The organism is Corynebacterium senegalense, assembly GCF_900411315.1.
Taxonomy (GTDB): domain Bacteria; phylum Actinomycetota; class Actinomycetes; order Mycobacteriales; family Mycobacteriaceae; genus Corynebacterium; species Corynebacterium senegalense.
In genome coordinates this window covers 909,896-930,116 of record NZ_LS990887.1, presented here as the reverse complement: position 1 = coordinate 930,116, position 20,221 = coordinate 909,896, and the positions used below count along the sequence as shown (strand labels likewise).

General features: G+C 69.7%; 23 protein-coding genes. 13 read left to right on the top strand and 10 right to left on the bottom strand.

The annotated features are described in order from the left end of the window. Positions 1-120 precede the first annotated feature (120 nt). Entirely contained in the window at positions 121-1,485 is a 1,365-nt protein-coding gene (locus tag DYZ02_RS04545; RefSeq protein WP_115685178.1) for an RNA-binding domain-containing protein, read from the bottom strand. A gap of 225 nt (positions 1,486-1,710) precedes the next feature. Here DYZ02_RS04545 and DYZ02_RS04540 point away from each other — a divergent pair, with 225 nt between their 5' ends. From DYZ02_RS04540 to DYZ02_RS04515, 6 genes are all read left to right on the top strand, one after another. Beyond that, entirely contained in the window at positions 1,711-2,442 is a 732-nt protein-coding gene (locus DYZ02_RS04540; protein ID WP_115685177.1) for a biotin--[acetyl-CoA-carboxylase] ligase, read from the top strand. A gap of 20 nt (positions 2,443-2,462) precedes the next feature. Next, complete coding sequence (locus DYZ02_RS04535) at positions 2,463-2,909, top strand: hypothetical protein (RefSeq protein WP_115685176.1); 447 nt, start codon at positions 2,463-2,465, stop codon at positions 2,907-2,909. A gap of 48 nt (positions 2,910-2,957) precedes the next feature. After that, the gene (locus DYZ02_RS04530; protein ID WP_115685175.1) at positions 2,958-4,106 is read left to right on the top strand and encodes a 5-(carboxyamino)imidazole ribonucleotide synthase; all 1,149 of its coding nucleotides are present in this window, start codon (positions 2,958-2,960) and stop codon (positions 4,104-4,106) included. A 2-nt stretch (positions 4,107-4,108) separates the two neighbouring features. Next, a complete protein-coding gene (gene purE / locus DYZ02_RS04525) occupies positions 4,109-4,609 on the top strand; it encodes a 5-(carboxyamino)imidazole ribonucleotide mutase (protein WP_115685174.1) in 501 nt (166 codons plus the stop codon). Continuing rightward, a complete protein-coding gene (locus DYZ02_RS04520) occupies positions 4,602-5,087 on the top strand; it encodes a YdcF family protein (protein ID WP_245945649.1) in 486 nt (161 codons plus the stop codon). The genes purE and DYZ02_RS04520 overlap by 8 nt, the downstream gene beginning before the upstream one ends. A gap of 75 nt (positions 5,088-5,162) precedes the next feature. Continuing rightward, positions 5,163-5,507, top strand: coding sequence for a hypothetical protein (locus tag DYZ02_RS04515; RefSeq protein WP_147291477.1), 345 nt, complete (start codon positions 5,163-5,165; stop codon positions 5,505-5,507). A gap of 24 nt (positions 5,508-5,531) precedes the next feature. Here DYZ02_RS04515 and DYZ02_RS04510 read toward each other — a convergent pair whose 3' ends face one another. The 7 genes from DYZ02_RS04510 to DYZ02_RS04480 all read right to left on the bottom strand — a co-directional run bounded on the left by DYZ02_RS04510 (position 5,532) and on the right by DYZ02_RS04480 (position 11,804). After that, positions 5,532-5,735: a PEP-CTERM sorting domain-containing protein gene (locus DYZ02_RS04510; protein ID WP_115685172.1), complete on the bottom strand. Its 204-nt coding sequence runs from the start codon at positions 5,733-5,735 to the stop codon at positions 5,532-5,534. Between the two features lie 37 nt (positions 5,736-5,772). Continuing rightward, complete coding sequence (locus DYZ02_RS04505) at positions 5,773-6,177, bottom strand: rhodanese-like domain-containing protein (RefSeq protein WP_115685171.1); 405 nt, start codon at positions 6,175-6,177, stop codon at positions 5,773-5,775. After that, positions 6,177-6,998 (bottom strand): carbohydrate ABC transporter permease, encoded by an 822-nt coding sequence (locus tag DYZ02_RS04500; RefSeq protein ID WP_115685170.1) that lies wholly within the window; start codon positions 6,996-6,998, stop codon positions 6,177-6,179. Before DYZ02_RS04500 ends, DYZ02_RS04505 begins: the two co-directional genes overlap by 1 nt. Continuing rightward, positions 6,995-7,990 carry a carbohydrate ABC transporter permease gene (locus DYZ02_RS04495; protein WP_115685169.1) on the bottom strand — a complete coding sequence of 332 codons (996 nt, stop codon included), beginning with the start codon at positions 7,988-7,990 and terminating at the stop codon, positions 6,995-6,997. Before DYZ02_RS04495 ends, DYZ02_RS04500 begins: the two co-directional genes overlap by 4 nt. A gap of 117 nt (positions 7,991-8,107) precedes the next feature. Continuing rightward, complete coding sequence (locus DYZ02_RS04490) at positions 8,108-9,385, bottom strand: ABC transporter substrate-binding protein (protein WP_115685168.1); 1,278 nt, start codon at positions 9,383-9,385, stop codon at positions 8,108-8,110. Between the two features lie 140 nt (positions 9,386-9,525). After that, complete coding sequence (locus tag DYZ02_RS04485) at positions 9,526-10,197, bottom strand: TIGR03089 family protein (protein WP_115685167.1); 672 nt, start codon at positions 10,195-10,197, stop codon at positions 9,526-9,528. Between the two features lie 23 nt (positions 10,198-10,220). Beyond that, positions 10,221-11,804 (bottom strand): LCP family protein, encoded by a 1,584-nt coding sequence (locus DYZ02_RS04480; RefSeq protein WP_115685166.1) that lies wholly within the window; start codon positions 11,802-11,804, stop codon positions 10,221-10,223. Positions 11,805-11,888: 84 nt separating this feature from the next. On the opposite strand from DYZ02_RS04480, the gene DYZ02_RS04475 reads away from it, so the two are divergent. From DYZ02_RS04475 to DYZ02_RS04465, 3 genes are all read left to right on the top strand, one after another. Continuing rightward, positions 11,889-12,836, top strand: a complete 948-nt coding sequence (locus tag DYZ02_RS04475) for a glycosyltransferase family 2 protein (protein ID WP_425451003.1) — start codon at positions 11,889-11,891, stop codon at positions 12,834-12,836. 29 nt (positions 12,837-12,865) lie between these two features. Then, positions 12,866-13,945, top strand: coding sequence for a mannose-1-phosphate guanylyltransferase (gene manB / locus DYZ02_RS04470; protein ID WP_115685165.1), 1,080 nt, complete (start codon positions 12,866-12,868; stop codon positions 13,943-13,945). A gap of 342 nt (positions 13,946-14,287) precedes the next feature. Continuing rightward, the gene (locus DYZ02_RS04465; RefSeq protein ID WP_414646280.1) at positions 14,288-14,578 is read left to right on the top strand and encodes a WhiB family transcriptional regulator; all 291 of its coding nucleotides are present in this window, start codon (positions 14,288-14,290) and stop codon (positions 14,576-14,578) included. A 15-nt stretch (positions 14,579-14,593) separates the two neighbouring features. Here the strand turns inward: DYZ02_RS04465 and DYZ02_RS04460 are convergent, their stop codons facing one another. After that, positions 14,594-15,076: a metallopeptidase family protein gene (locus tag DYZ02_RS04460; protein WP_115685163.1), complete on the bottom strand. Its 483-nt coding sequence runs from the start codon at positions 15,074-15,076 to the stop codon at positions 14,594-14,596. A 94-nt stretch (positions 15,077-15,170) separates the two neighbouring features. Here DYZ02_RS04460 and DYZ02_RS04455 point away from each other — a divergent pair, with 94 nt between their 5' ends. From DYZ02_RS04455 to manA, 4 genes are read left to right on the top strand one after another with little or no spacing between them, the layout of a single operon-like run. Continuing rightward, positions 15,171-15,710: a DUF3499 domain-containing protein gene (locus tag DYZ02_RS04455; protein WP_281268969.1), complete on the top strand. Its 540-nt coding sequence runs from the start codon at positions 15,171-15,173 to the stop codon at positions 15,708-15,710. A 5-nt stretch (positions 15,711-15,715) separates the two neighbouring features. Continuing rightward, the gene (locus DYZ02_RS04450; RefSeq protein ID WP_115685161.1) at positions 15,716-17,086 is read left to right on the top strand and encodes a phosphomannomutase/phosphoglucomutase; all 1,371 of its coding nucleotides are present in this window, start codon (positions 15,716-15,718) and stop codon (positions 17,084-17,086) included. A gap of 48 nt (positions 17,087-17,134) precedes the next feature. Then, positions 17,135-18,091 (top strand): hypothetical protein, encoded by a 957-nt coding sequence (locus DYZ02_RS04445; protein WP_115685160.1) that lies wholly within the window; start codon positions 17,135-17,137, stop codon positions 18,089-18,091. A 27-nt stretch (positions 18,092-18,118) separates the two neighbouring features. Then, complete coding sequence (manA, locus tag DYZ02_RS04440) at positions 18,119-19,303, top strand: mannose-6-phosphate isomerase, class I (RefSeq protein WP_115685159.1); 1,185 nt, start codon at positions 18,119-18,121, stop codon at positions 19,301-19,303. Here manA and DYZ02_RS04435 read toward each other — a convergent pair. Beyond that, the gene (locus DYZ02_RS04435) at positions 19,300-20,010 is read right to left on the bottom strand and encodes a hypothetical protein (protein WP_147291476.1); all 711 of its coding nucleotides are present in this window, start codon (positions 20,008-20,010) and stop codon (positions 19,300-19,302) included. The genes manA and DYZ02_RS04435 overlap by 4 nt on opposite strands. Positions 20,011-20,221: the final 211 nt, after the last annotated feature.

Here is a 20,221-nt window from a genome sequence, read left to right as displayed (position 1 = left end):
GGTTTCCACTGGAAAGCTACTGGAAACCCCGCCCTTGCCAGTAGAAATAGAAAGGGCAGGTCGGGCTAGAAATCTACTGGAAATCTACTAGAAACCGCGCCGATTCAACCAGCAACTCAACTACGCAAGTGGAGGCCTGGCAAACCATCGCGCTCGAGGATCTTTGGGTGATTTCCCTTGCCACTCGATGAGCTCCGCTGCCTCGAGCTCGTTGAGGGCACGGCGGGCAGCAGGCCGGGAAACGCCTAGTTTGTCCGCAACTTCGCCGGTTCCGAGGCCGCTGGGCTGGGTTTGAAGCAGGGCCAATGTCCTGGCGGACTGCGGAGACAACCCCGCCAGTGTGGAAGTGTTCATACGTCGAACGGCTCGCAGTCGGAGAATTACTTGTCCACCGGTCTGCTGATACTCCGGATCGAGGAATCCGACGCGCCTCAATTCAGCGAAAATGCGGCGTATCCCCTCTCCCAGTTCTTGGCCAATACCTAAGTCGGTCATCACCCGCGCGATATGGGGGTTGCGCGCGAAGCGGGAAATTTTCTCCGGCTCCCGGGGGTCGGCCAATCCCGGAAAGCGGCCTGGCGAAGAGATTTCAATGCGGCTCGGAAAAATTTCGAACCTGATGTGGTCCCCCATTAAGCTGTAGGAGCGGTGAATTGCCGCGTTGACGAGGCCCTCCATCCAGGCGTCGTCGGGGATTTGGGTATCTACTGCGAATCTTCCGCCAAGCCCGAATCGGGACACGGAGGGCAGTAGTGCCCGAATGTGTGTGGAGGCTTCAGCCAGCTGTTGGGGGAGGGGCCCGCCAAATCGGCTATCCGACTCAAGCTGCTGCTGTGCTCCCGTTGCCCGCTCGTCGTCGAGGTACTTCAATACGCGAATCTCCGCGTTAGGGAAGTGCTCCTGCGGATTCCTGCCAAACAAGAGGAGCCCCGCCACCGACACTTCGCCTGACCGAGTAATGAGTCCGCGTGCCCGAAGGGCATCGGCGGGGGAGCTGGAGCCAATGCATTTTGCAAATCGAGCAACTTCATTTTCGTCGAGGTCTGCGGTGGTGGCACCGGGGACACCGGAAGCGTCGAAGAGCTGCTCGCCCTTTGAATAGCGGAGTTCCTGCTGCTGGGCGAAGTTGAGTTTGACGGATCGGTCTCCAAGTCGGAGATAGCAATTTCCGTCGGTGGTGAAGTGAACTCGTTCTCCGGGCTCGACTTCGAAAACGAGGACAGATTCGAGCTTCTGGACCTTTACCCGCACCGAAGGGTCCGTGTGGTTGATTGCTGTGGAGCGCAGGGTGTTTTCTTTTTCGGCGCTTACGGGATCTTCGGTCTTGCCGTTATCCGTGATTCCGACGACGAGTGTCCCGCCCTCAGCGTTGGCGAACGCAACAAGCGTGCGGGCGAGATCTCTGGGTGCTATGCGCCAGGACTTTCGGTCGAACCATTGATCCTCTGCGCGTGTGCGGAATTGTTCAAGGAGAGGGGCCACCATGCTGGAAACTCTACTGGAAGCCTTTCCAGTAGAGTTTCCAGCTCGCGCTTTTGTGCAGGTGGGAGGAGTTTCTACTGGAAATCTACTGGAAACTCAGCCTTTCCAGTAAGGGGTGAAAGGCAGGTCAGGGTGGAAAAACCACTCGAGATCCACTGGAGACCCACGCCACCCGGCGCACCCACCGGGGCGCGCCGGGTGGCGTCGAAAAGCAATAAACTGGCGCGCATGACAGTTCAGAACATTCAATTCATCCAGGACGAGGTCGCCGAGGTGTGGCGTGACGTCCGCTGGGCCGAGTCCGTCGGCTCCACCAACGCCGAGCTGGTTGCCGACGGCCAGCCGGGCGACGTCCTCATCGCCGACGAGCAGACCGCCGGGCGCGGCCGCATGGGGCGCGAATGGGTCACCCCGAAGGGCTCCCAGCTGTGCCTCAGCGCCCTGGTGGAGGCCGAGCCCGCCGACCGGATCGGCCTGTTGCCGCTGGCCACCGGCCTGGCGGTCACGGATGTCGTCCCGCAGGCGCGGCTGAAGTGGCCGAACGATGTCCTGGTGGGCGACAAGAAGCTCGCCGGCATCCTGGCGGAGGCTGACTTCAACGGCGAGACGCCGCGCGTCGTGGTTGGCGTGGGCATCAACGTGGCGTGGCGCCGCGAGGAGCTGCCGGTGGACAACGCCACCTCGCTCAACCTCGAGGGAGTGGAGGTGGAGTGGGACCAGTTTGCGGCGGACGTGCTGCTCGCGCTCGGCCGCCGCTTCGAGCAGTGGCGCACCGGCGACGCCCAGCTGCTCGAGGACTACCGCGCGATCTGCGCCACCATTGGCCAGCCCGTTCGACTCGAGCGCGGCGGGGGCGACGTGGAGGGTGTTGTCGAGGGCGTGTCGGACACGGGCGAGATCCTTATCGACGGCACCGCCTACTCCGCGGGCGACGTGACCCACCTGCGCCCGGCCAGCTAGTATCGCCAGCCGTGGCCGGAATGAACGTGGAGGAAGGCGAGGTGCTCCTCGCGGACACCTGCGTGCCCGTCTCCGCCCTGGTCTTCCCTCTGCTGGAGACGATCGTGCTCACCGGCGTCTGCTGGATGGCCATCGGCTGGATGGACTCCCACGCCGTCGCCGCGGGCTTCCGCAACCTCGTGGTCGGGCTGTGGGCGCTGCTGGTGGTTCTGCGCTTCGTCGTGCCGGCGGTGTCCTCGCGGCGCAACCGCTTCGTGGTCACGGATCGCCGCGTGCTCGCGCGCAGCGGGCGTGGGGGAGTGGACTCCATCCCCCTGGGGCAGATCCACTCCGCGCGCCGCTCCCGCGGGGGTCTGTCCCTGGCGGTCTACGGTTTCGAGCAGCCGCTGCACTACCCGGCGGTGGGCAAGGCGAAGAAAGTGGAGAAGCTGCTCAACGGCCAGCTCCGCTCCGCCCGGTACCACTAGCGCCGTGCCCGGTTACTAAGGTGGGTGGGCGTGAAGGATTCCGCAGCAATGCCCACCGTCGCCGTCGTGGGTGACGGCCAACTCGCCCGCATGATGCACACCGAGGCCATCGAGCTCGGCCTGAACACGCGCGTTCTCGCCGGCTCCCCGGACGCCTCCGCCGCCCAGGTCTTCGGGGAGGTGCGCCTGGGCGACTACACGGACCTCGCGGCGCTCGAGGACATCGCCGCGGGCGCCGACGCGGTCACCTTCGACCACGAGCACGCGCCCAACGGGCACCTGCAGAAGCTTATCGACGAAGGCGTGGCCGTCGAGCCCCGCCCCGCCGCCCTCCTCTACGCCCAGGACAAGCTCGAGCAGCGCACCAGGCTGGGAGCGATCGGGGCGCCGGTGCCGGAGTTCGCCCCCATCGCCTCGGCCGCCGACGCCCGCGCGTTCTGGGGGCGCGTCGACGGCGCCGTGTGCCTCAAGGCCACCCGGGGCGGCTACGACGGCCACGGCGTGTGGTTCCCCGCGGGCGAGGAGGAGTTCGCGGAGCTCGTCGAGGACCTGCTGGCCAAGGGCACCCCGCTCTACGCGGAGCGCAAGATTGCCTTCGACCGGGAGCTGTCCGCCATGGTGGCGCGCAGCCGCTCCGGCGAGGTGCGCGCCTGGCCCGTCGTCGAGTCGATCCAGGACGGCGGGGTGTGCCGCGTGGCCATCTCCCCGGCGCCCGGGCTGGGTGACGAGCTGGCCGAGTACTGCCGCGACCTGGCGGTGCGCATCGCGGAGGAGCTCGACGTCACCGGCGTGCTCGCCGTCGAGCTGTTCGAGCACGGCGGCAACGTCACCGTCAACGAGCTGGCCATGCGCCCCCACAACACGGGCCACTGGACCCAGGAGGGGTGCGTGACCAGCCAGTTCGAGCAGCACCTGCGCGCGGTGCTGGACTGGCCGCTGGGCGCCACGGACCCCGTCGCTCCGGTGACGGTGATGGTCAACACCCTCGGCGGCGAGACGGACCCGGACATGCCGATGCGCGAGCGCGTCGCCGAGGTCATGCGCCGCTACCCTGAGGCCAAGGTCCACATCTACGGCAAGGGCTGGCGCCCGGGCCGCAAGATGGGCCACGTCAACGTCACCGGCACCGACCTCGACACCGTGCGCGCGGTGGCCGAGGACGCCGCCCACTTCATCGTCAACGCAGAATGGAAGTAGCAATGCAGCCGATTGTCGGCCTGATCATGGGCTCCGATTCCGACTGGGACACCGTCGCCCCGGCCGCCGAGGTGCTCGCCGAGTTCGGCCTGCCCTTCGAAGTCGGCGTCGTCTCCGCCCACCGCACCCCGGAGAAGATGCTCGCCTACGCCAAGGGCGCCCACGAGCGGGGCCTGAAGGTCATCATCGCCTGCGCCGGCGGCGCCGCGCACCTGCCGGGCATGGTCGCGGCGGCCACGCCGCTGCCGGTCATCGGGATCCCCCGCGCGCTGAAGGACCTCGACGGCCTCGACTCCCTGCTCTCCATCGTGCAGATGCCGGGCGGGGTTCCCGTGGCCACCGTCTCCATCGGAGGAGCGAAGAACGCCGGCCTGCTCGCCGCCCGCATCATCGGAGCCTCGGACCCGGCCGTGCTGCAGAAGATGGCCGCCTACCAGGCGAACATGGCCGCTGAGGTGGAGCGCAAGGACGAGGCCCTGCGCACCCGGTTGATGGGTGAGTAGCGAGCCCATCCTGGTCCTCGGCGCCCGCGTCATCGACGGGCGCCCCTCCCGCATGCTCGAGGCACGCTTATCGACGGCCCTTTCGCTGTGGCAGGACAATCCGCAGCGCCCGCTGGCGGTGAGCGGATTCGAGGAGGCCGGCGCGATGGCCGCCTGGCTCACCGGCCGCGGCGTGCCGCGCTCCGCGATCACGCTGGAGCCCGACGCGAACTCCACCAACGAGAACTTGGAGAAGACCCGCCAGCTCTTCCCGGACGCGGCGTACCTGACCGTAGTGACCAACGGCTTCCACGTCGCGCGCACCCGGGTGTGGGCGTGGCACCTGGGCATCCCCGTCGAGGTGACCGGCGCGCCCACGCCGGGGCGGTCGAGGCTGAGGAACTACGCGCGCGAGGTGGTGGCGCTGCCGCACTCGGCGGCGCGGGTGGTGTGGCGTCGGTTGGCGTGGCGGCTGCGGGGTGGCCGGCCTTCCGGCTGAGAATCCGGACTGACGGGCGCACGCGTGTTCGCTTTGCTGGTTGCCCGCGTCGCGGGAATTCATATTATGTCAACCATGCTGAGCCACGTTGACTCCGAATACCTGTGGCAAAGGGAACTCTGCGCAGGTCACGCCTACGATTTCGAGCAGCTCCAACGCGAGGTGGACCGGCGGGTGGATGAGCTGCTCGACGAGTGCGTCGAGAGGGCACGATTCCTCATGGGCCTGGACGGAAGCTACGAGGAAGACGCGTGGTTCGCCAACCTGGACGCGATGGCGCGCGACTTCGATGTCGGCGAGGCGGACGGCTCCGCCGCGCTCTGGCCGTGGGAGGAACCCAACCTGCAGGCGGCCCGGACGATGGCCTCCACCGTGCCCTTCGGGAGGTTCCACCCCGACAGCGTCGAGCTGGGGTGGTAGGCACGCCCCCTCCCACAGTGGGCCTCAGCCAGAGGCGCCGGAGCGCCAGCGCCGCCACCTCCGCACCAGCCACCACGTGGCCAGCACGAGCGCGCCCGCCAGGAGACCCGGCCAGATCGCCGGCTCCGGGCGAAACAGGTTGAGCACCGCCTGGATCAGCGCCAGCGCGGCGAAGAATCCGACGAAGCCGATCAGCGTCTGCCAGAGCAGGTCCTTGCGTGTGTCCACGGGGTTGTAGTCTAGGCCCGCTGCGGCGCGGCGCGGCTCACTCCCGCACGTCGGCCACGTAGCCCGGCCCCGCCACGGGCAGCCCCTCCGCGAGCCAGGCCTCGAAGCCACCGTCGACGTCCGCGACGTTTTCCAGGCCCATGCGCTGCAGCTGGTGGGCCGCCACCGAGGAGGAGTAGCCGTGGCGGCAGATCAGCACCCAGGGCTGGGTCCACGACACCGCCTCGGGGATGCGCCATTCGAAGGTGGGGTCGAGGCGCCAGGGCAGGACGGTGAGGTCGATGACGATCGCCCCCGGAATGTCGCCGCCGCTGGCGCGGTGGGCGGCGGTGCGGACGTCGACAAGCAGTGCCCCGGAGGTGAGGGCCTCGAGGGCCCCGCGCGGCGTGAGGCGGGTGATGCTGGCGCGCGCCTCCGCGAGCAGGCCGAGCGAGCCGCGCATCAGCCCTTCACACCGCCGGCGGTCAGGCCCGAGACGATGCGGCGCTGGAAGACGAGCACCATGATGATCAGCGGGACCGTCACCAGGGAGCCCGCCGCCATGATCGCGGCGTAGGGGTACTCGAAGGCGCTCGGCCCGGAGAAGCGGGCGATGGCGACGGTGACCGGCTCGGTGGCGGTGGTGGAGAGCTGGCGGGCGAGCATGAACTCGTTCCAGGTGGTGATGAACGCGAGGATCGCGGTAGTGAAGATCGCGGGCGCGGCCAGGGGCAGCAGCACGAGGCGGAAGGCCTGGCCCCGCGAGGCGCCGTCGACGCGCGCGGCCTCCTCGAGGTCCCAGGGCAGCTGCTGGAAGAATGAGATGAGGGTGTAGATCGTCAGCGGCAGCGCAAACGAGATGTTCGGGATGATCATCGCCCGGTAGGTGCCGATCCACCCGAGGTCACCGAAGAGCTGGAACAGGGGGGTGACCAGCGCGATACCGGGGAACATCGACGCGGCGAGGATGATGCCCGTGATGATGCCCTTGCCGGGGAAGTCCAGCCGGGCAATGGCGTAGGCGGTGAACACGCCCACGAGCACGGCGAGCGCGGTGGTGGACAGGGAGATGATCAGCGAGTTGCCGATCGCCCCGAGGAAGTCGTTGCCCTTGTCCGTGGCCAGCGCGTCGCGGAAGTTGTCCAGCGTGACGTGGGTGGGCCAGGGGGTGGTGTCGAAGGTGTGGGAGGAGTCCCGCAGCGCGGTGATGAGCATCCAGTAGAAGGGGGCGAGCCCCCAGAACATGATGAACACGACGCCGACGTAGTGCCCGATCTTTTTCATCGCACGGCCTCCTTCGCTTCACGACGCCCGAACAACCGCCTCTTCGGCCTGTCCGCGCCCCCGACGTCCGCGCCGAGGAAGCGGATCATGATGAACGCCACCGCAAAGATGAGCAGGAAGATCAGGGTGGACAGGGCGGAGGCGGAATTGAAGTTGCCCTGGCGCATGTCCTCCACGACCAGCTGGGAAATCGTCGCGGTGGGCGAGTTGGACGACCCGGAGATCATGATCACCGGCAGGTCGTACATGCGCAGCGCGTCGAGGGTGCGGAAGAGCACCGCCACCATGAGCGCGGGGCGCACGAGCGGCATGGTGATGCGGGTGAACTGCTGCCAGCGGCTCGCCCCGTCGACACGGGCGGCCTCGTAGACGTCCTTCGGGATCATCTGCAGCCCCGCCAGGATGAGCAGCGCCATGAACGGGGCGGTCTTCCACACGTCGGCGATGATGACGGCGCCGCGGGCCGCCCACGGGTCCGTGGTCCAGGCGATGTCGGTGCCGAGCAGGGAGTTGACGATGCCCGCCGGGGCGAACATGAATTGCCACAGCTTCGCCGTCACCGCGGTCGGGATGGCCCAGGGGATGAGCACCGCGGCGCGGATGAGGGCGCGCCCGCGCATCTCCGTGTTCATCACCATCGCCATGGTCATGCCCAGGATGGTCTCCAGGGCGACGGTGACCACCGTGAAGAACAGGGTGATGCGCACCGCCGGCCAGAAGTCGGTGGCCAGCACGCCGGGCGGGCAGGCGCCGACGACGCCGGAGGGGGACATGCACCGGTTGTTGATCCAGTACAGGTAGTTCTCCAGCCCGGCGAAGCCGCCGTCCGTGAACACGCCCGTTTTCGGGTCGAGGCGGCGGTTGCCCTGGAAGGACAGCCAGACCGCCCGGACGATGGGGTATCCGATGACGGTGGCGAGGACGATGAGCGCCGGGGCGACGAGCCCGGCAGCCTTGCCGGTGTCGCGCTGCTTCCTGGTCGCGGTAGTCATGTGCTCCTCACGGTGTGCGGGTGATGGTAGGGAGTGTAGCGGGCCACAGCGCGCGAAACGCCCGCACCGCGGAATTCGGGTGCGGGCGTCGGCTGTCGACCTCGCCGGTCAGTACGGCTAGGAGGCCTGGTTGATAGCGGCCGCCATGTCGCGGGTGGCGTCATCGACGCTCTTGCCCGCGGTCAGCGCGGCGTAGGAGTTGTCCTGGATGGCCTTGGAGATCGCCGGGTAGAACGGGGAAACCGGGCGCGGCTTCGCGTTCTCGAGGGACTGCTTCAGGGCCGGCAGGTACGGGTGCTCCTTGATGAGGGCCTCGTCGTCGTAGATGGAGGCGAGCACCGGCGGGAAGGACTCGGCGGCGAAGGAGCGCTGGTTGTCCTCGGAGATGATGAACTCGATGAAGTCCTTGGCGGTCTGCTTCTTCTCGGAGTTGACGTTGATGCCGTTGTTGTAGCCGCCGAGGGTGGACACGCCCACGCCGTCCTTGCCCACGAGCGGCTGGACCTCGAAGTTGATGCCCGCCTCCTTCGCGTTGGCGTACATGTACGGCCAGTTGATGGCGAAGGCGGTGTTGCCTTCGGTGAAGGCGAGGTTCGTCTCCTCCTCGGTGGCGGCGGTGGACGCCTTGGCGATGGTGCCCTCGGCGTAGGCGTCGACAAGCGCCTGCAGGCCCGCCTTGGCCTCGTCGGACTCGACGGTGGGCTCGCCGTTGTCGTCGAGGACCTCGCCGCCCCAGCCGTTGATGAAGCCCAGGGTGTTCACGGTCAGGCCCTCGTACTGCTTGAGCTGGGTGGTGAGGCAGTCCTTGGTGACGGACTCGCAGGCGGCCTTGATGTCCTCGAAGGTGTCGGGCGCGGAGGCGACCTCGTCGGTGTTGCGGAACAGCAGCTGGCCGTTGGTGTTCTGCGGCAGGGCGTAGAGCTTGCCACCGTAGGTGGCGGACTCGACCGTCGCCGGCAGGAGGCCCGAGGTGTCCACCTTGTAGTCGCCCTCGAGCGGCTCGAGCCACTGGTTGGCGGCGAAGTCGGCGGTCCACACGACGTCGAGCGCCATGACGTCGTAGTCGGCGTTGCCCGCCTGGAGGGACTGCACGAGGGTGTCGCGCTGGTCGTCGGCCTCGCCGGCGAGCTCGGAGAGGGTGACCTTCTCGTCCGGGTGCTCGGCGTTCCACTTCTCGATGATCGGGATGATCTTGTCGGTGTCGTTGCGGCCCATCGCGAAGGTGATCGGGCCGCGGCCCTCGCCCTCGGAGGCGCTGGAGGAGGCCGCGGAGCTGGAGCCCGACGCGGAGCTCGACCCCGACTCAGATTCGGAGGAGCAGGCGGTCAGGGAGGCGGTTGCCAGCGCGGCCGCGCAGAGCACCACGCCGGTCTTACGGGTTGCCGTGAAGTTCATCGTGAGCACCTTTCAGTATGTTCGGTGCCTTCAATGTAGTTTCTGGGGGTAGTTTCCGGGTGCGGGATGGCACCCGGACATCGGGGGTCTGCCCCTATGCGGGGGTGGCGCCGGGCACAACCGGGCAGGAGGGCCGGCGGTTAACCGCCGGTTGCAAAATGGCTCACGTTTTCCGCCTCGAGAATCGAGCGCAGCCGGTCCGCGGAGGCGAGCCCCGTCACCACGACCACGGAACCGTCCGCCGCCAGCGGCGCCAGCACGCGCTCCTCGAAGCTCGCCGCGTCCGTCCACGGCTCGACGTGGTAGCGCCCGCGCTCCACGCCCGGGCGCGCCCACTGCGCCAGCTGCGCGGTGGTGCCGAAGTAGTCGTCGCCGTAAAAGCGCACCGTCGGCCCGAAGTCGACCGCCCCCAGCGGCAGCTCGCCGCCGGACTCGACGACACCGCGGCCGAAGGGGTCGGAGGAGACGACCACCACGTCCGCCGCGCCCTCCCACTCCGCGGCCCTGTCGGCGGTGGTGAACACGACCTCCGGCTCGCCCTTGAAGGCGTCGGCGCCCGCGAAGGCGGGCCGGCGCGAGGAGTTGTACGCCCCGAGCGCGACGACAGCGGCCTGCCACGAGACGGGGACGTCGATAAGCACGGGCGAGCCGGGGGAGAGCTCGAACTCGCCGTCGAGCATGTTGGCCACCTTGCTCGCCCAGTTATCCAGGGTGAGCGCGGAAAACTCCATCCGCGTGCCAGCGGCCTCGTCGTAGACGGTCAGCCGCGGGCTGGCGGGGTTTGTGTCCAGCAGGGGGGAGAGCATACTCATGGGCGCCCATCATAGGCGCGGCGCTAGTTCACGCAGCGGGGCCCGTCGCCGCCCGCGTTGATCACCGGGCCGACCTCGGCGGCGCCGAAGTCCTCGCCCGGCGTGCCCACCGTTTCGTCCTCGCTGGGCTGGTGGGCGGCGGAATCGGAGCGCGGCCCGGCGTAGTCCTCCGCCACGACCACGATGAGGCTCGTGGGCTCGAGGCCCTCGTTGGCCGTGATCGGCAGCCCGCCCAGGGCCTGGGCGAGCTCGACGGCTGCGGGGTCGGACGGGTTGAAGGCGACGACCTGGGAGAAGCTGTAGACGCCCGGCACGGCGTTGGAGACGTTGGCCACGTCGGCGCCCTGCTCCGTGAGGTGGCCCCCGACGGCGGCCGCCAGCCCGGCGGACTGGCCCGCGTTGAGCATGTACAGCTCGACGCCCCGCACGGCCTCGGAGAGCCCGGCGCCCGGGTCGCCCTGCTGGTCCTGCGGCGCGTCCCCGGCGCCCTGACCCGTGGCGTGCTGCGGCGAGACGACGTCCTCCATGAAGGTGTGCACCTGCTGGATGTCCACCGTGACGATCGACTCGCCGTAGTCGCCGGTGCCGTTGACGGAAGTCACCGGGATGGTGGTGAACTCGACGTTGCCCCCGGCGAGGCCCGACATCTGCTGGGCGAAGCCGACGATGTCCCAGCCCTGGTCGAGCGTTACCGAGCGGCCGGCCGCGTTGGACAGCTCGCGCAGCTTGGCGGGGTTGGTCAGGGTGCCGGCCGAGAGGATCTTCTGCACCAGCGAGGCCATGTAGGCCTGCTGGCGCACGATGCGGTCGAGGTCCCCGCGCGGCAGGTCGTGGCGCTGGCGGACGAAGGAAAGCGCCTGCGCGCCGTTGAGCGTCTGCTGGCCGGCGGGGAAGTTCGCGCCGGAGAGCGGCTCGTTGACGGCCTCGTTGAGGCACACGTCGACACCGCCGACGGCGTCGGTGAGCAGGGCGAAGCCGAGCAGGCCCACCTGCGCGAAGTGGTCCACCTGCACGCCCGTGAGGTTGGACACGGCGTCGATCAGCCCCTCCTGGCCGGCGCGCGCGACCTGCTGCTCGAGGGCCGCGCCGTCCGCCATGCCGCGGGCCTTGAGCTCCTCGCGCTTGGCGCCGGCGTAGGCCGCGTAGACGCCGTTGATCTTCATGTTGCCGTACTCGTCGTCGTGGACGTAGGTGTCGCGCGGGATGGAGGCGGCGGTGGCGCGGGAGCCGTCGGCGGGCACGCGGATCACCATGATGGTGTCGGTGTTGATCTCGCCGTCGGAGACGCCCGCGTTGAGGCGCGCGAGCTCCTCCTCGCTGAGGGGGTTGCCCTGGGCGTCGGTGCGCGAGTCGGAGCCGACGAGGAGGATGTCCACGGCGCCGTCGAGGGTGGCTTCCTTCCTGTCCTTGCCGATGTTGAGCTCCGAGGCGGACAGGGAGCCGCCGAGACGGCCGACGGAGAAGTGCCCCACGCCCGAGACGACGATGAGGGCGGCGGAGGTCATCGCGAGGATTCCTTTGACTACAGGATGGCCCGACTGGGTGATGTCCCTCGTACGGGAGGGGGCCGCCTGGATGTCGCGGGCACGCCTGTAGCTGTCGTTCACGCGTGGCAGTATACGACATGCGCCCGCGAAAACGTGCGCCGTGAAGCGGGAATGTCGCCCGACGTGGGTATGCTGTTGCGCATTGTGGAAAAGGTGGAAAAGGCAAACCAGACGGCCCCGGCGGGTCGGGCCGGCGAGGGCGCGGCGCCCCTGGCGGTGGTCACGGTGACGTATTCCCCGGGGGAGCACCTGCGCCGGATGGTCGAGTCCCTTCAGGGGGCCACGGCCGGGCCGACCCTGCTGGTGTGCGCCGACAACGGCTCCCGTGACGGGGTGGCGGAGGAGATCGCCGCGCGGCGCGGGGACGTGGAGTTCTACCCGACCGGGGGCAACATCGGCTACGGCGCCGCGATCAATGCGGCCGTGCGGATGCTGCGGCCGAGGCGGGAGGCCGGGCAGATCGACGGGGAGTACTTCCTCGTGACCAACCCGGACGTCAGGTTCCTGCCCGGCAGCGTCGACAAGCTGCTCGAGTGCGCCCGGCAGCTGCCGGAGGCCGGCGCCGTGGGGCCGCGGATCGAGGAGGCCGACGGCTCCGCGTACCCCAGCGCCCGCGAGGTGCCCAGCCTCGTCACCGGCATCGGGCACGCCCTGCTTTACGACGTCTGGCCGGCCAACCCTTTCTCCGCCGCGTACAAGGCGGGAGACGACATGGACACGCAGCGCGTGGCGGGCTGGCTCTCCGGCGCCTGCCTGCTCGTGCGCTGGGACGCCTTCGAGCGCATCGGCGGCTTCGACGAGCGCTACTTCATGTACATGGAGGACATCGACCTCGGCGACCGCCTCGCGCGCGCGGGCTGGACGAACGTCTACTGCCCGAGCTCGGTGATCGCGCACGACCAGGGCCACGTCGCCGACAGGTACTCGCGTGTCACGGTGCCCGCGCATCACGCCTCCGCGTACCGTTTCCAGGCGGACCGCCACCCGAGGTGGTGGCAGGCTCCGCTGCGCTGGGCGCTGTGGGCCGGGTTGAAGCTGCGCGGCGCGGCGCTCGCGCGGCGCGCCCGCCGGGACCCGGACGGGCAGGAGTGACTGATTTGGCTGAAGCGAAAGGACGGCAGATGGCGGATCCGAAACACACCGACGCGGTGGTGCTGGTCGGGGGGCGTGGCACGAGGCTGCGCCCGCTGACGGTGTCGACGCCCAAGCCGATGCTGCCCACGGCCGGGTTCCCCTTCCTGAGCCACCTTCTGGCGCGCATCCGCAAGGCCGGGATGACGCACGTGGTGATGGGCACCTCGTACCGCGCCGAGGTGTTTGAGGAGTACTTCGGCGACGGCTCGGACCTCGGCCTGGAGATCGAGTACGTGGTCGAGGAGGAGGCGCTGGGCACGGGCGGGGCGATCCGCAACGTCTACGACCGCCTGCGCTACGACAACGTGATGGTCTTCAACGGCGACGTGCTTTCCGGGGCCGACCTGGGCGAGATCCTTCAGACGCACGTCGGCTCCGACGCGGACGTCACCCTCCACCTGGTGCGGGTGCCCGACCCTCGGGCCTTCGGCTCGGTGCCGACGGACGAGGAGGGCAACGTCCTGGCGTTCCTGGAGAAGACGGAGGACCCGCCCACGGACCAGATCAACGCGGGCTGCTACGTGTTCAAGCGCTCGGTGATCGAGTCCATCCCCGCCGGCCGCGTGGTTTCGGTGGAGCGCGAGACCTTCCCCGGCCTGCTCGCGGGCGGGGCGAAGGTGGTCGGGCACGTGGACGCGTCCTACTGGCGCGACATGGGCCGGCCGGACGACTTCGTCCAGGGCTCCTCGGACCTCGTGCGCGGCATCGCCTACTCGCCGCTGCTCGAGGGCAGGACGGGGGAGTCGCTTGTCGACGACTCCGCGGGTGTTGCCGGCGGAGTGATCCTCATCGGCGGCACGGCGGTGGGCCGCGGCTGCGACATTGGCGCTGGCTCGCGCATCGATGACTCGGTGATCTTCGACGGCGTGACCATCGAGCCCGGGGCGGTGGTGCGCGACTCGATCATCGCCGCCGGTGCGCGGATCGGGGCGAACGCCCGGATCTACGGCTGCGTGATCGGCGAGGGCGCCCGGATCGGCGCGCGCTGCGAGCTGCAGGGCGGCATGCGCGTGTGGCCGGGCGTGGAGATCCCCGATTCGGGAGTGCGCTTCTCGCCCGACGCGTAGGCGACACGCCGGGAAGGGGCCGGGTTAGTTGCACCCGGCCCCCACCCCTACTACATGTAGTACCCCCGCCCTCTGCCCCCGCCCGCGGGCAGATGTGACTCGTGTGACGAAAGTGGCGAATGACGTGCGCCTCGCCCTCAATCCCCACCCGAAGGCGCCAAATGTGTTGCGGCTATTTAGTGCTACGGTGTGTAATCACTCGTGTAATCACAGTGATGTAAGCGTGACATAAACGTGACCCGTCCCTCCGGCCGCCGGGGCGGAAAGCGGGTGGCAAGCGGTTCGCATCACGGGGACCACCATCGACCAGAAACAACGGAGGAAGGGGACGGCGTGGAAGATATGGCTGGAAACGCCATTCTCCGTGGCGCAGCTGCGGGCGGGATGACCCTTGATGAGCTGTTTGGCACCGTCGAGCAGGAGTGGCAGGACCAGGCGCTGTGCGCGCAGACCGACCCGGAGGCGTTCTTTCCGGAGAAGGGCGGCTCGACCAGGGAGGCCAAGCGGATCTGCCAGGCCTGCGCCGTACGCGACGAATGCCTCGAGTACGCGCTGGAGCACGACGAGCGATTCGGTATCTGGGGCGGCCTGTCAGACCGCGAGCGGCGCCGACTGAAGAAGCAGATCGGCTAGAAGTCCTGCCGGGGCCTACCAGGGGAACTCGGGGTCGATGTCCCGGGGATCCAGGTTAAGGTAGGTGGCCACCAGGGCGGTCAGAACCCACGTGAGGAGTTCTGAGCGCTCCATTTTAGTTTTTGCCCGCCGCTCCACCGGCATGCGGAACACCACGAAGCGCGCCCGGGTCGGGTTTCCCTCCCGGTCCACCCCGGCCTGGAGGATGCGCCCCAGGGGGACGGGGCCGTCGGCGACGATCTCGTCGGGCAGGACGGTGCTGTCGGCGCGCAGCCGCATGCGGGGGATCGTGTCCACGGCGAGGTCCACGCCGGCGAGCTGCTCGAAGTAGGTGTTGTGCAGCGGGGCGTAGGCCTCCAGGACGAGCTGGTCGAAGGCCATCGAGCGGGTCCGGTAGCGGGGCACGCCGACGGGTAGGAGGGGTCCGCGCGCGCCCCGGCCGTGCGGGTCGCGGGCGGGCCGGAGGTGAAGTGGCTGGTGTTCGCGCTCCTCGCTCATGGCTTACCATGTTAAGCCGGGCGTGCCCGCGCCGCGGCCGGCCACGCCGCGTGTCTCTATCGAAATCTCTAGGAGAGGTTTAGACTTGGCCACCGTGAATACCTACCGTCGTTGTTGCCGTCCCGGCTGCGGCCGACCTGCTGTGGCTACCCTCATCTACGCCTACGCAGAATCGACGGCGGTCGTCGGTCCCCTCGCCCCGGTCCAGGACCCGCACGCCTGGGACCTGTGCGAGCGGCACTCCGCCCACATCACCGCGCCCGTCGGGTGGGAGCTGGTGCGCGTGGAGCAGGTGGAGATAGACGACGACGAGCTCGACGAACTCGACGCGGCCGACGCCGAGGGGATGGGCGGCATCTCCGGGCTGGACAAGCTCGACGAGGCGGACCTGACCGCGCTCGCCGCCGCGGTCCGCGAGGCGGGGAGGGTGACCACGGGCCTCGTCGAAACCGGGGCGGACCCCATCGAGTACGCCGCCACCAAGGACTTCAACGATCCGGCCACCTCGAACCACCCCGTGCACCGCACCAAGCGCATTGAGGAGCACATCGCGGCGGCCAAGGCGGTGCGCCGCTCCCACCTGCGCGTCGTGCCCGACCCCGAAACGCCGGACGGGGGCACTGAACTAAGATAGCCCGCATGGCTATCAAGCGTGATCGCGACAGCATCGACAGGGTAATCAAGGCGTACGACGTGCGCGGGGTCGTCGGCGAGCAGATCGACGAGGACTTCGTCGCGGACGTCGGCGCCGCTTTCGCCACCATCCTGCGCGGCGAAGGCGAGACCCGCATCGCTGTCGGGCACGACATGCGTCCCTCGTCCCCGTCCCTCGCCGAGGCCTTCGCCCGGGGGGCGGCGGCCCACGGCCTCGACGTGATCGAGCTGGGCCTGACCTCCACCGATGAGCTCTACTTCGCCGCCGGCACCCTCAACTGCGCTGGCGCTATGTTCACCGCCTCCCACAACCCGGCCCAGTACAACGGCATCAAGCTCTGCCGCGCCGGGGCCACCCCGGTGAGCACGGACACGGGGCTCGGGGAGATCGCCCGCATGCTTGTCGACGGCATCCCGGCCCACCGGGGCGAGCCCGGGGGCGTCGAGAAGCGAGACGTGCTGCAGGACTACGCGGCGTTCCTCCGCGAGCTGGTGGAGGTGCCCACCGACCGGAAGTTGGTCGTGGCCGTCGACGCCGCGAACGGCATGGCGGGGCTGACGGTGCCTGCAGTGCTCGGCGACATGGACGTGCGCCCCCTCTACTTCGAGCTCGACGGCACCTTCCCCAACCACGAGGCCAACCCCCTCGACCCGAAGAACCTGGAGGACCTGCAGAAGTTCGTCGTGGAGCAGGGCGCCGACATCGGGCTCGCCTTCGACGGTGACGCGGACCGCTGCTTCGTCGTCGACGAGCAGGGCCGCCCGGTCTCGCCCTCGGCGATCACCGCGCTCGTGGCCACCCGCACCCTCGAGCGCAACCCGGGGGCAACGATCATCCACAACCTCATCACCTCGCACGCTGTGCCCGAGATCATCGGCGAGCTCGGCGGCACGGCGGTGCGCACCCGCGTCGGCCACTCCTACATCAAGGCGGAGATGGCGCGCACGGGCGCGCTGTTCGGCGGGGAGCACTCGGCGCACTACTACTTCTCCGAGTTCTTCAACGCCGACTCCGGCCTGGTCGCCGCGCTTCACGTGCTCGCCGCCCTGGCGGAGCAGGACGGGCCGCTGTCGGCGCTGATGGGCGAGTTCGACCGCTACGTCGCCTCCGGCGAGATCAACTCCGAGGTCGCGGACCAGGACGCGGCGACCCAGCGGGTGCTCGACGCCTTCGCGCAGCGCATTGACACCGTCGACCGCCTCGACGGCGTGACCGTGACGCTGAAGGGGACCAAGGCGTGGTTCAACGTGCGCGCCTCCAACACGGAGCCGCTGCTGCGTCTCAACGTCGAGGCGCCCACCCGTGCTGAGGTCGACGCGCTGACCGATGAGATCCTCGGAATCATCCGCGCCTGAGCGAGCGGGGTGGCCCCGAGGCGCCGACGCGCCACGTAGCCTGGGGGCATGACGGACGACTATTTCACGGGCGCGGGCGGCTACGACCGCGAGGCGGTGCGCTTCTTCGACGTCGCGCACGAGGGCGCGCAGGTCCGCGCGGTGGCAGAGGCGACCGGGGCGCTGGAACGGCTGCGGGGCATGCAGCCGCGCAGCCTGGTCATCGTCGCCACCGACCAGATCTCCCGCGCCGCCGCCGAGGCGGCCGTCGAGCTGCGCGCCCCGCTGCCCCTGCCCGTGGTGGTGACCCGGGTCCTGCCCGACTACGTCGGGCCCCTGGACATCGTGGCGGTCGTGGGGGAGTGCGAGGACGATCACCGGACGGGGGAGGACACCCGCTCGCTGCTCACGGCGGCCGGGCGGGGCGCGGAGACGGTCCTGGCGGGTCCCGCGCGCGGGCCCATCACCGAGGACGCCCCGGCGAGCACGCTCGTGCTTGACGCGCCGCCGACCGCGGCCGGGCCGTCCCCGCTGCGTGCGATGGCGCTCGTCTGGGCGCTCCTCGACGCCCCGGGCACGCCTCCCGAGATCACCGCGGAGTTCCTCCGCTCGCTTGCCGACGAGGTGGACGCCGAGCTGGCGGCGCTGTCGCCGCAGCGCGACGAGTCCGTCAACGCCGCCCGCCAGCTGCGCGCCTTCGCGGCGGGGGCGAACGTTGTCCACACCGGCCCCGGCCCGTGCGGGCGGGCGGTCGCCGCCCTCGCCGCGCGGATCTGGAGCGCGCGGGGCATGCCCTCGGGCTTCGCCGCCCCTGTGGAGGAGCTGCCAGCTCCCGACATCTTCCACGACCCCTACCTCGACGAGGGGGCCGCGGTGGTACCGTTGAGGGCCGTGGTATGGGCGGAGGCGGCCTCGTCTCTGCCCGCGTCGCGCGCCGAGTTCGCCGAGCCGACCGGTCTCGGCGACTCCTCCGCGGCCGCGCGACTGGTGGTGCGCGCGTTCGCGGCGACCGCGATGGAGGCCTGAGAGACGCCGAGATGAATGGAGTCAGACATGGAGAAGCTCGACGGGATCCTCCGCGCCTACCCGTGGGGTTCGCACTCCCTAATCGCCCAGCTGCAGGGGCGCCCCGTCCCCGCGGCCAAGCCTGAGGCGGAGGTGTGGTTCGGGGCGCACCCGCTGTCGCCCTCCACCATCGCCGGCGAGGGGCTGGACGCCCTCATCGCCGAGGATCCCGCGGGCGCCCTCGGCGCCCGCGTGCGCGCCGAGTTCGGGGACAAGCTGCCCTTCCTGCTCAAGCTGCTCGCGGCGGACGAGCCGCTGAGCATCCAGGCCCACCCCTCCAAGGAGCAGGCGGAGGAGGGCTTCGCGCGGGAGAACGCTGCGGGTCTCACCCTCGACAGCCCCGACCGCAATTACCGGGACGCCAACCACAAGCCGGAGCTGGTGGTGGCGCTCACCGAGTTCCACGCCCTCGCCGGGTTCCGGCCCCTCCCGCTCACGCAGGAGCTTTTCGACGCCCTCTCCAGCCCCACCCTCGACCGCTACGCCGCCATGATCGACCCCGCACGGGAGGAAGAGAGCCTGCGGGCGGTGTTCACCACCTGGATCTCCATCCCGGCGCAGCGGCGCGGGGAGCTGATCGCCGAGGTCCGCACCGGTGCCGAGGCCCGCGCGGCGGAGCAGACCTGGATCGGGCGCACCGCCCGCAACTTCCTCTCCATCGCCCAGCAGTACCCGAACGACCCGGGCGCGCTCGTCGCGCTCCTGCTCAACCACGTGGAGATGCAGCCGGGCCAGGGGCTCTTCCTCGCGGCGGGCCAGCTCCACGCCTACCTGCGGGGGATGGGGGTGGAGATCATGGCCAGCTCCGACAACGTGCTGCGCGGGGGCTTGACCACAAAACACGTCGACGTGCCGGAGCTGGTGCGGATCCTCCAGTTCACCCCGGCCCCGGAGCCTTTCGTGGAAACGCGCGAGCTCGGGCCCGGCGCGGTGGGCTACGACGTGCCGTGCGCGGACTTCCAGCTCAGCCGGCACGCGCTCGCGGCGGGGGAGTCCCTGGAGCTGAGCGACGGCGGCCCGGCCATCGTGCTCTGCACCTCCGGCGCTGTCCGCGCGGGGGGCGTCGATCTCGGCCCCGGTGAGGCGGCGTGGGCGCCGGCCTCGGAGGGCGGGGCGAGCGTGAGCGCGCGGGGCGGGGACGCGGACGTCTTCTACGCCAGGGTGCGCTCCTAGAAACGCAGGTAGCCGCGCACCCGGCCCCACCAATTCTGGTCCTCCGACCCCGGGGTGTACTGCTGCGTCACGGCGGGGTCCGGGGCGGGTGTCGGCGCGGGGGCCTCGGGGGCGATCACCTCGGGCTTCTCACCGTTATCCAGCGGCGCGGAGGGCAGGCCCGGCGCGGGGCTCTCCGCCGGCGAGGTCGGCTGGGCGGGCGCGGTGGTCCCCGTGGTGTCGGTGCCCTCTGCGGGGGTGGGGGCCTGGGTCGGTTCGGCGGCCGTCGGGTCCGCGGGGTTCGACGCGGCCGAGGCCTCTCCTGCGTCCTCGCGGGCGACGGACGTGGGCAGGATGTTGGAGGGGCGGTAGACCTGGGTCGGCGCCACCGAGCGCGGCGCCGAGTTCACCACGGCGTTGGGGGGAAGCAGGGGGTCGCGGGCGGAGGCGGCGCCGCCCGCCTCGGCGGGGAGACTGACGGAGTCCACGTCCTGCCCGCCCTGCGCCGGGTTTGCCTCCGGGGCGGGGGAGGAGGTCTGCGGTGCGCGCGTGGAGGAGGTCGTGCTGCGCGTGCCGGCGTCGGTTGTGGCGCTGGTCGAGCTGGCCTCGTATCCGGCCTCGTCTGCGGGAGTGGGCAGCGACATCTTCCACACCACGATGCCCGTCACGATCGCGGCGACAACGCCGATGATCATGAACACCGTGACCCGATGCCGCGAAGCGCTCATCCCCGTCTCCTCTCGCGCACCCGGCGCCGTTCCAACCCCGCGGGACGTAGGTCCCCAAAGTTACAAATTCATAACATTCTTACTGCTTTTTATATCACAAACCGCGCATGTGCGAAACCCCCACGGCCGCTTCGGCCTGTGATATGTGTCATTGCCAGCGCGCTCGCCGCCCTGCCCGTCCGGCAGCGTGTGCCCCGACACGAAACGCGCA

Excerpts from the sequence above, each read along its gene's own strand:
- DYZ02_RS04530 (WP_115685175.1), top strand. The coding sequence starts at position 2,958 with ATGCCCACCGTCGCCGTCGTGGGTGACGGCCAACTCGCCCGCATGATG.
- DYZ02_RS04445 (WP_115685160.1), top strand. The coding sequence starts at position 17,135 with ATGACGGACGACTATTTCACGGGCGCGGGCGGCTACGACCGCGAGGCG.
- DYZ02_RS04515 (WP_147291477.1), top strand. The coding sequence starts at position 5,163 with ATGCTGAGCCACGTTGACTCCGAATACCTGTGGCAAAGGGAACTCTGC.
- DYZ02_RS04490 (WP_115685168.1), bottom strand. The coding sequence starts at position 9,385 with ATGAACTTCACGGCAACCCGTAAGACCGGCGTGGTGCTCTGCGCGGCC.
- purE (WP_115685174.1), top strand. The coding sequence starts at position 4,109 with ATGCAGCCGATTGTCGGCCTGATCATGGGCTCCGATTCCGACTGGGAC.
- DYZ02_RS04460 (WP_115685163.1), bottom strand. The coding sequence starts at position 15,076 with ATGAGCGAGGAGCGCGAACACCAGCCACTTCACCTCCGGCCCGCCCGC.
- manB (WP_115685165.1), top strand. The coding sequence starts at position 12,866 with ATGGCGGATCCGAAACACACCGACGCGGTGGTGCTGGTCGGGGGGCGT.
- DYZ02_RS04545 (WP_115685178.1), bottom strand. The coding sequence starts at position 1,485 with ATGGTGGCCCCTCTCCTTGAACAATTCCGCACACGCGCAGAGGATCAA.
- DYZ02_RS04540 (WP_115685177.1), top strand. The coding sequence starts at position 1,711 with ATGACAGTTCAGAACATTCAATTCATCCAGGACGAGGTCGCCGAGGTG.
- DYZ02_RS04535 (WP_115685176.1), top strand. The coding sequence starts at position 2,463 with ATGAACGTGGAGGAAGGCGAGGTGCTCCTCGCGGACACCTGCGTGCCC.
- DYZ02_RS04450 (WP_115685161.1), top strand. The coding sequence starts at position 15,716 with ATGGCTATCAAGCGTGATCGCGACAGCATCGACAGGGTAATCAAGGCG.
- DYZ02_RS04495 (WP_115685169.1), bottom strand. The coding sequence starts at position 7,990 with ATGACTACCGCGACCAGGAAGCAGCGCGACACCGGCAAGGCTGCCGGG.
- DYZ02_RS04465 (WP_414646280.1), top strand. The coding sequence starts at position 14,288 with ATGGCTGGAAACGCCATTCTCCGTGGCGCAGCTGCGGGCGGGATGACC.
- DYZ02_RS04505 (WP_115685171.1), bottom strand. The coding sequence starts at position 6,177 with ATGCGCGGCTCGCTCGGCCTGCTCGCGGAGGCGCGCGCCAGCATCACC.
- manA (WP_115685159.1), top strand. The coding sequence starts at position 18,119 with ATGGAGAAGCTCGACGGGATCCTCCGCGCCTACCCGTGGGGTTCGCAC.
- DYZ02_RS04500 (WP_115685170.1), bottom strand. The coding sequence starts at position 6,998 with ATGAAAAAGATCGGGCACTACGTCGGCGTCGTGTTCATCATGTTCTGG.
- DYZ02_RS04485 (WP_115685167.1), bottom strand. The coding sequence starts at position 10,197 with ATGAGTATGCTCTCCCCCCTGCTGGACACAAACCCCGCCAGCCCGCGG.
- DYZ02_RS04435 (WP_147291476.1), bottom strand. The coding sequence starts at position 20,010 with ATGAGCGCTTCGCGGCATCGGGTCACGGTGTTCATGATCATCGGCGTT.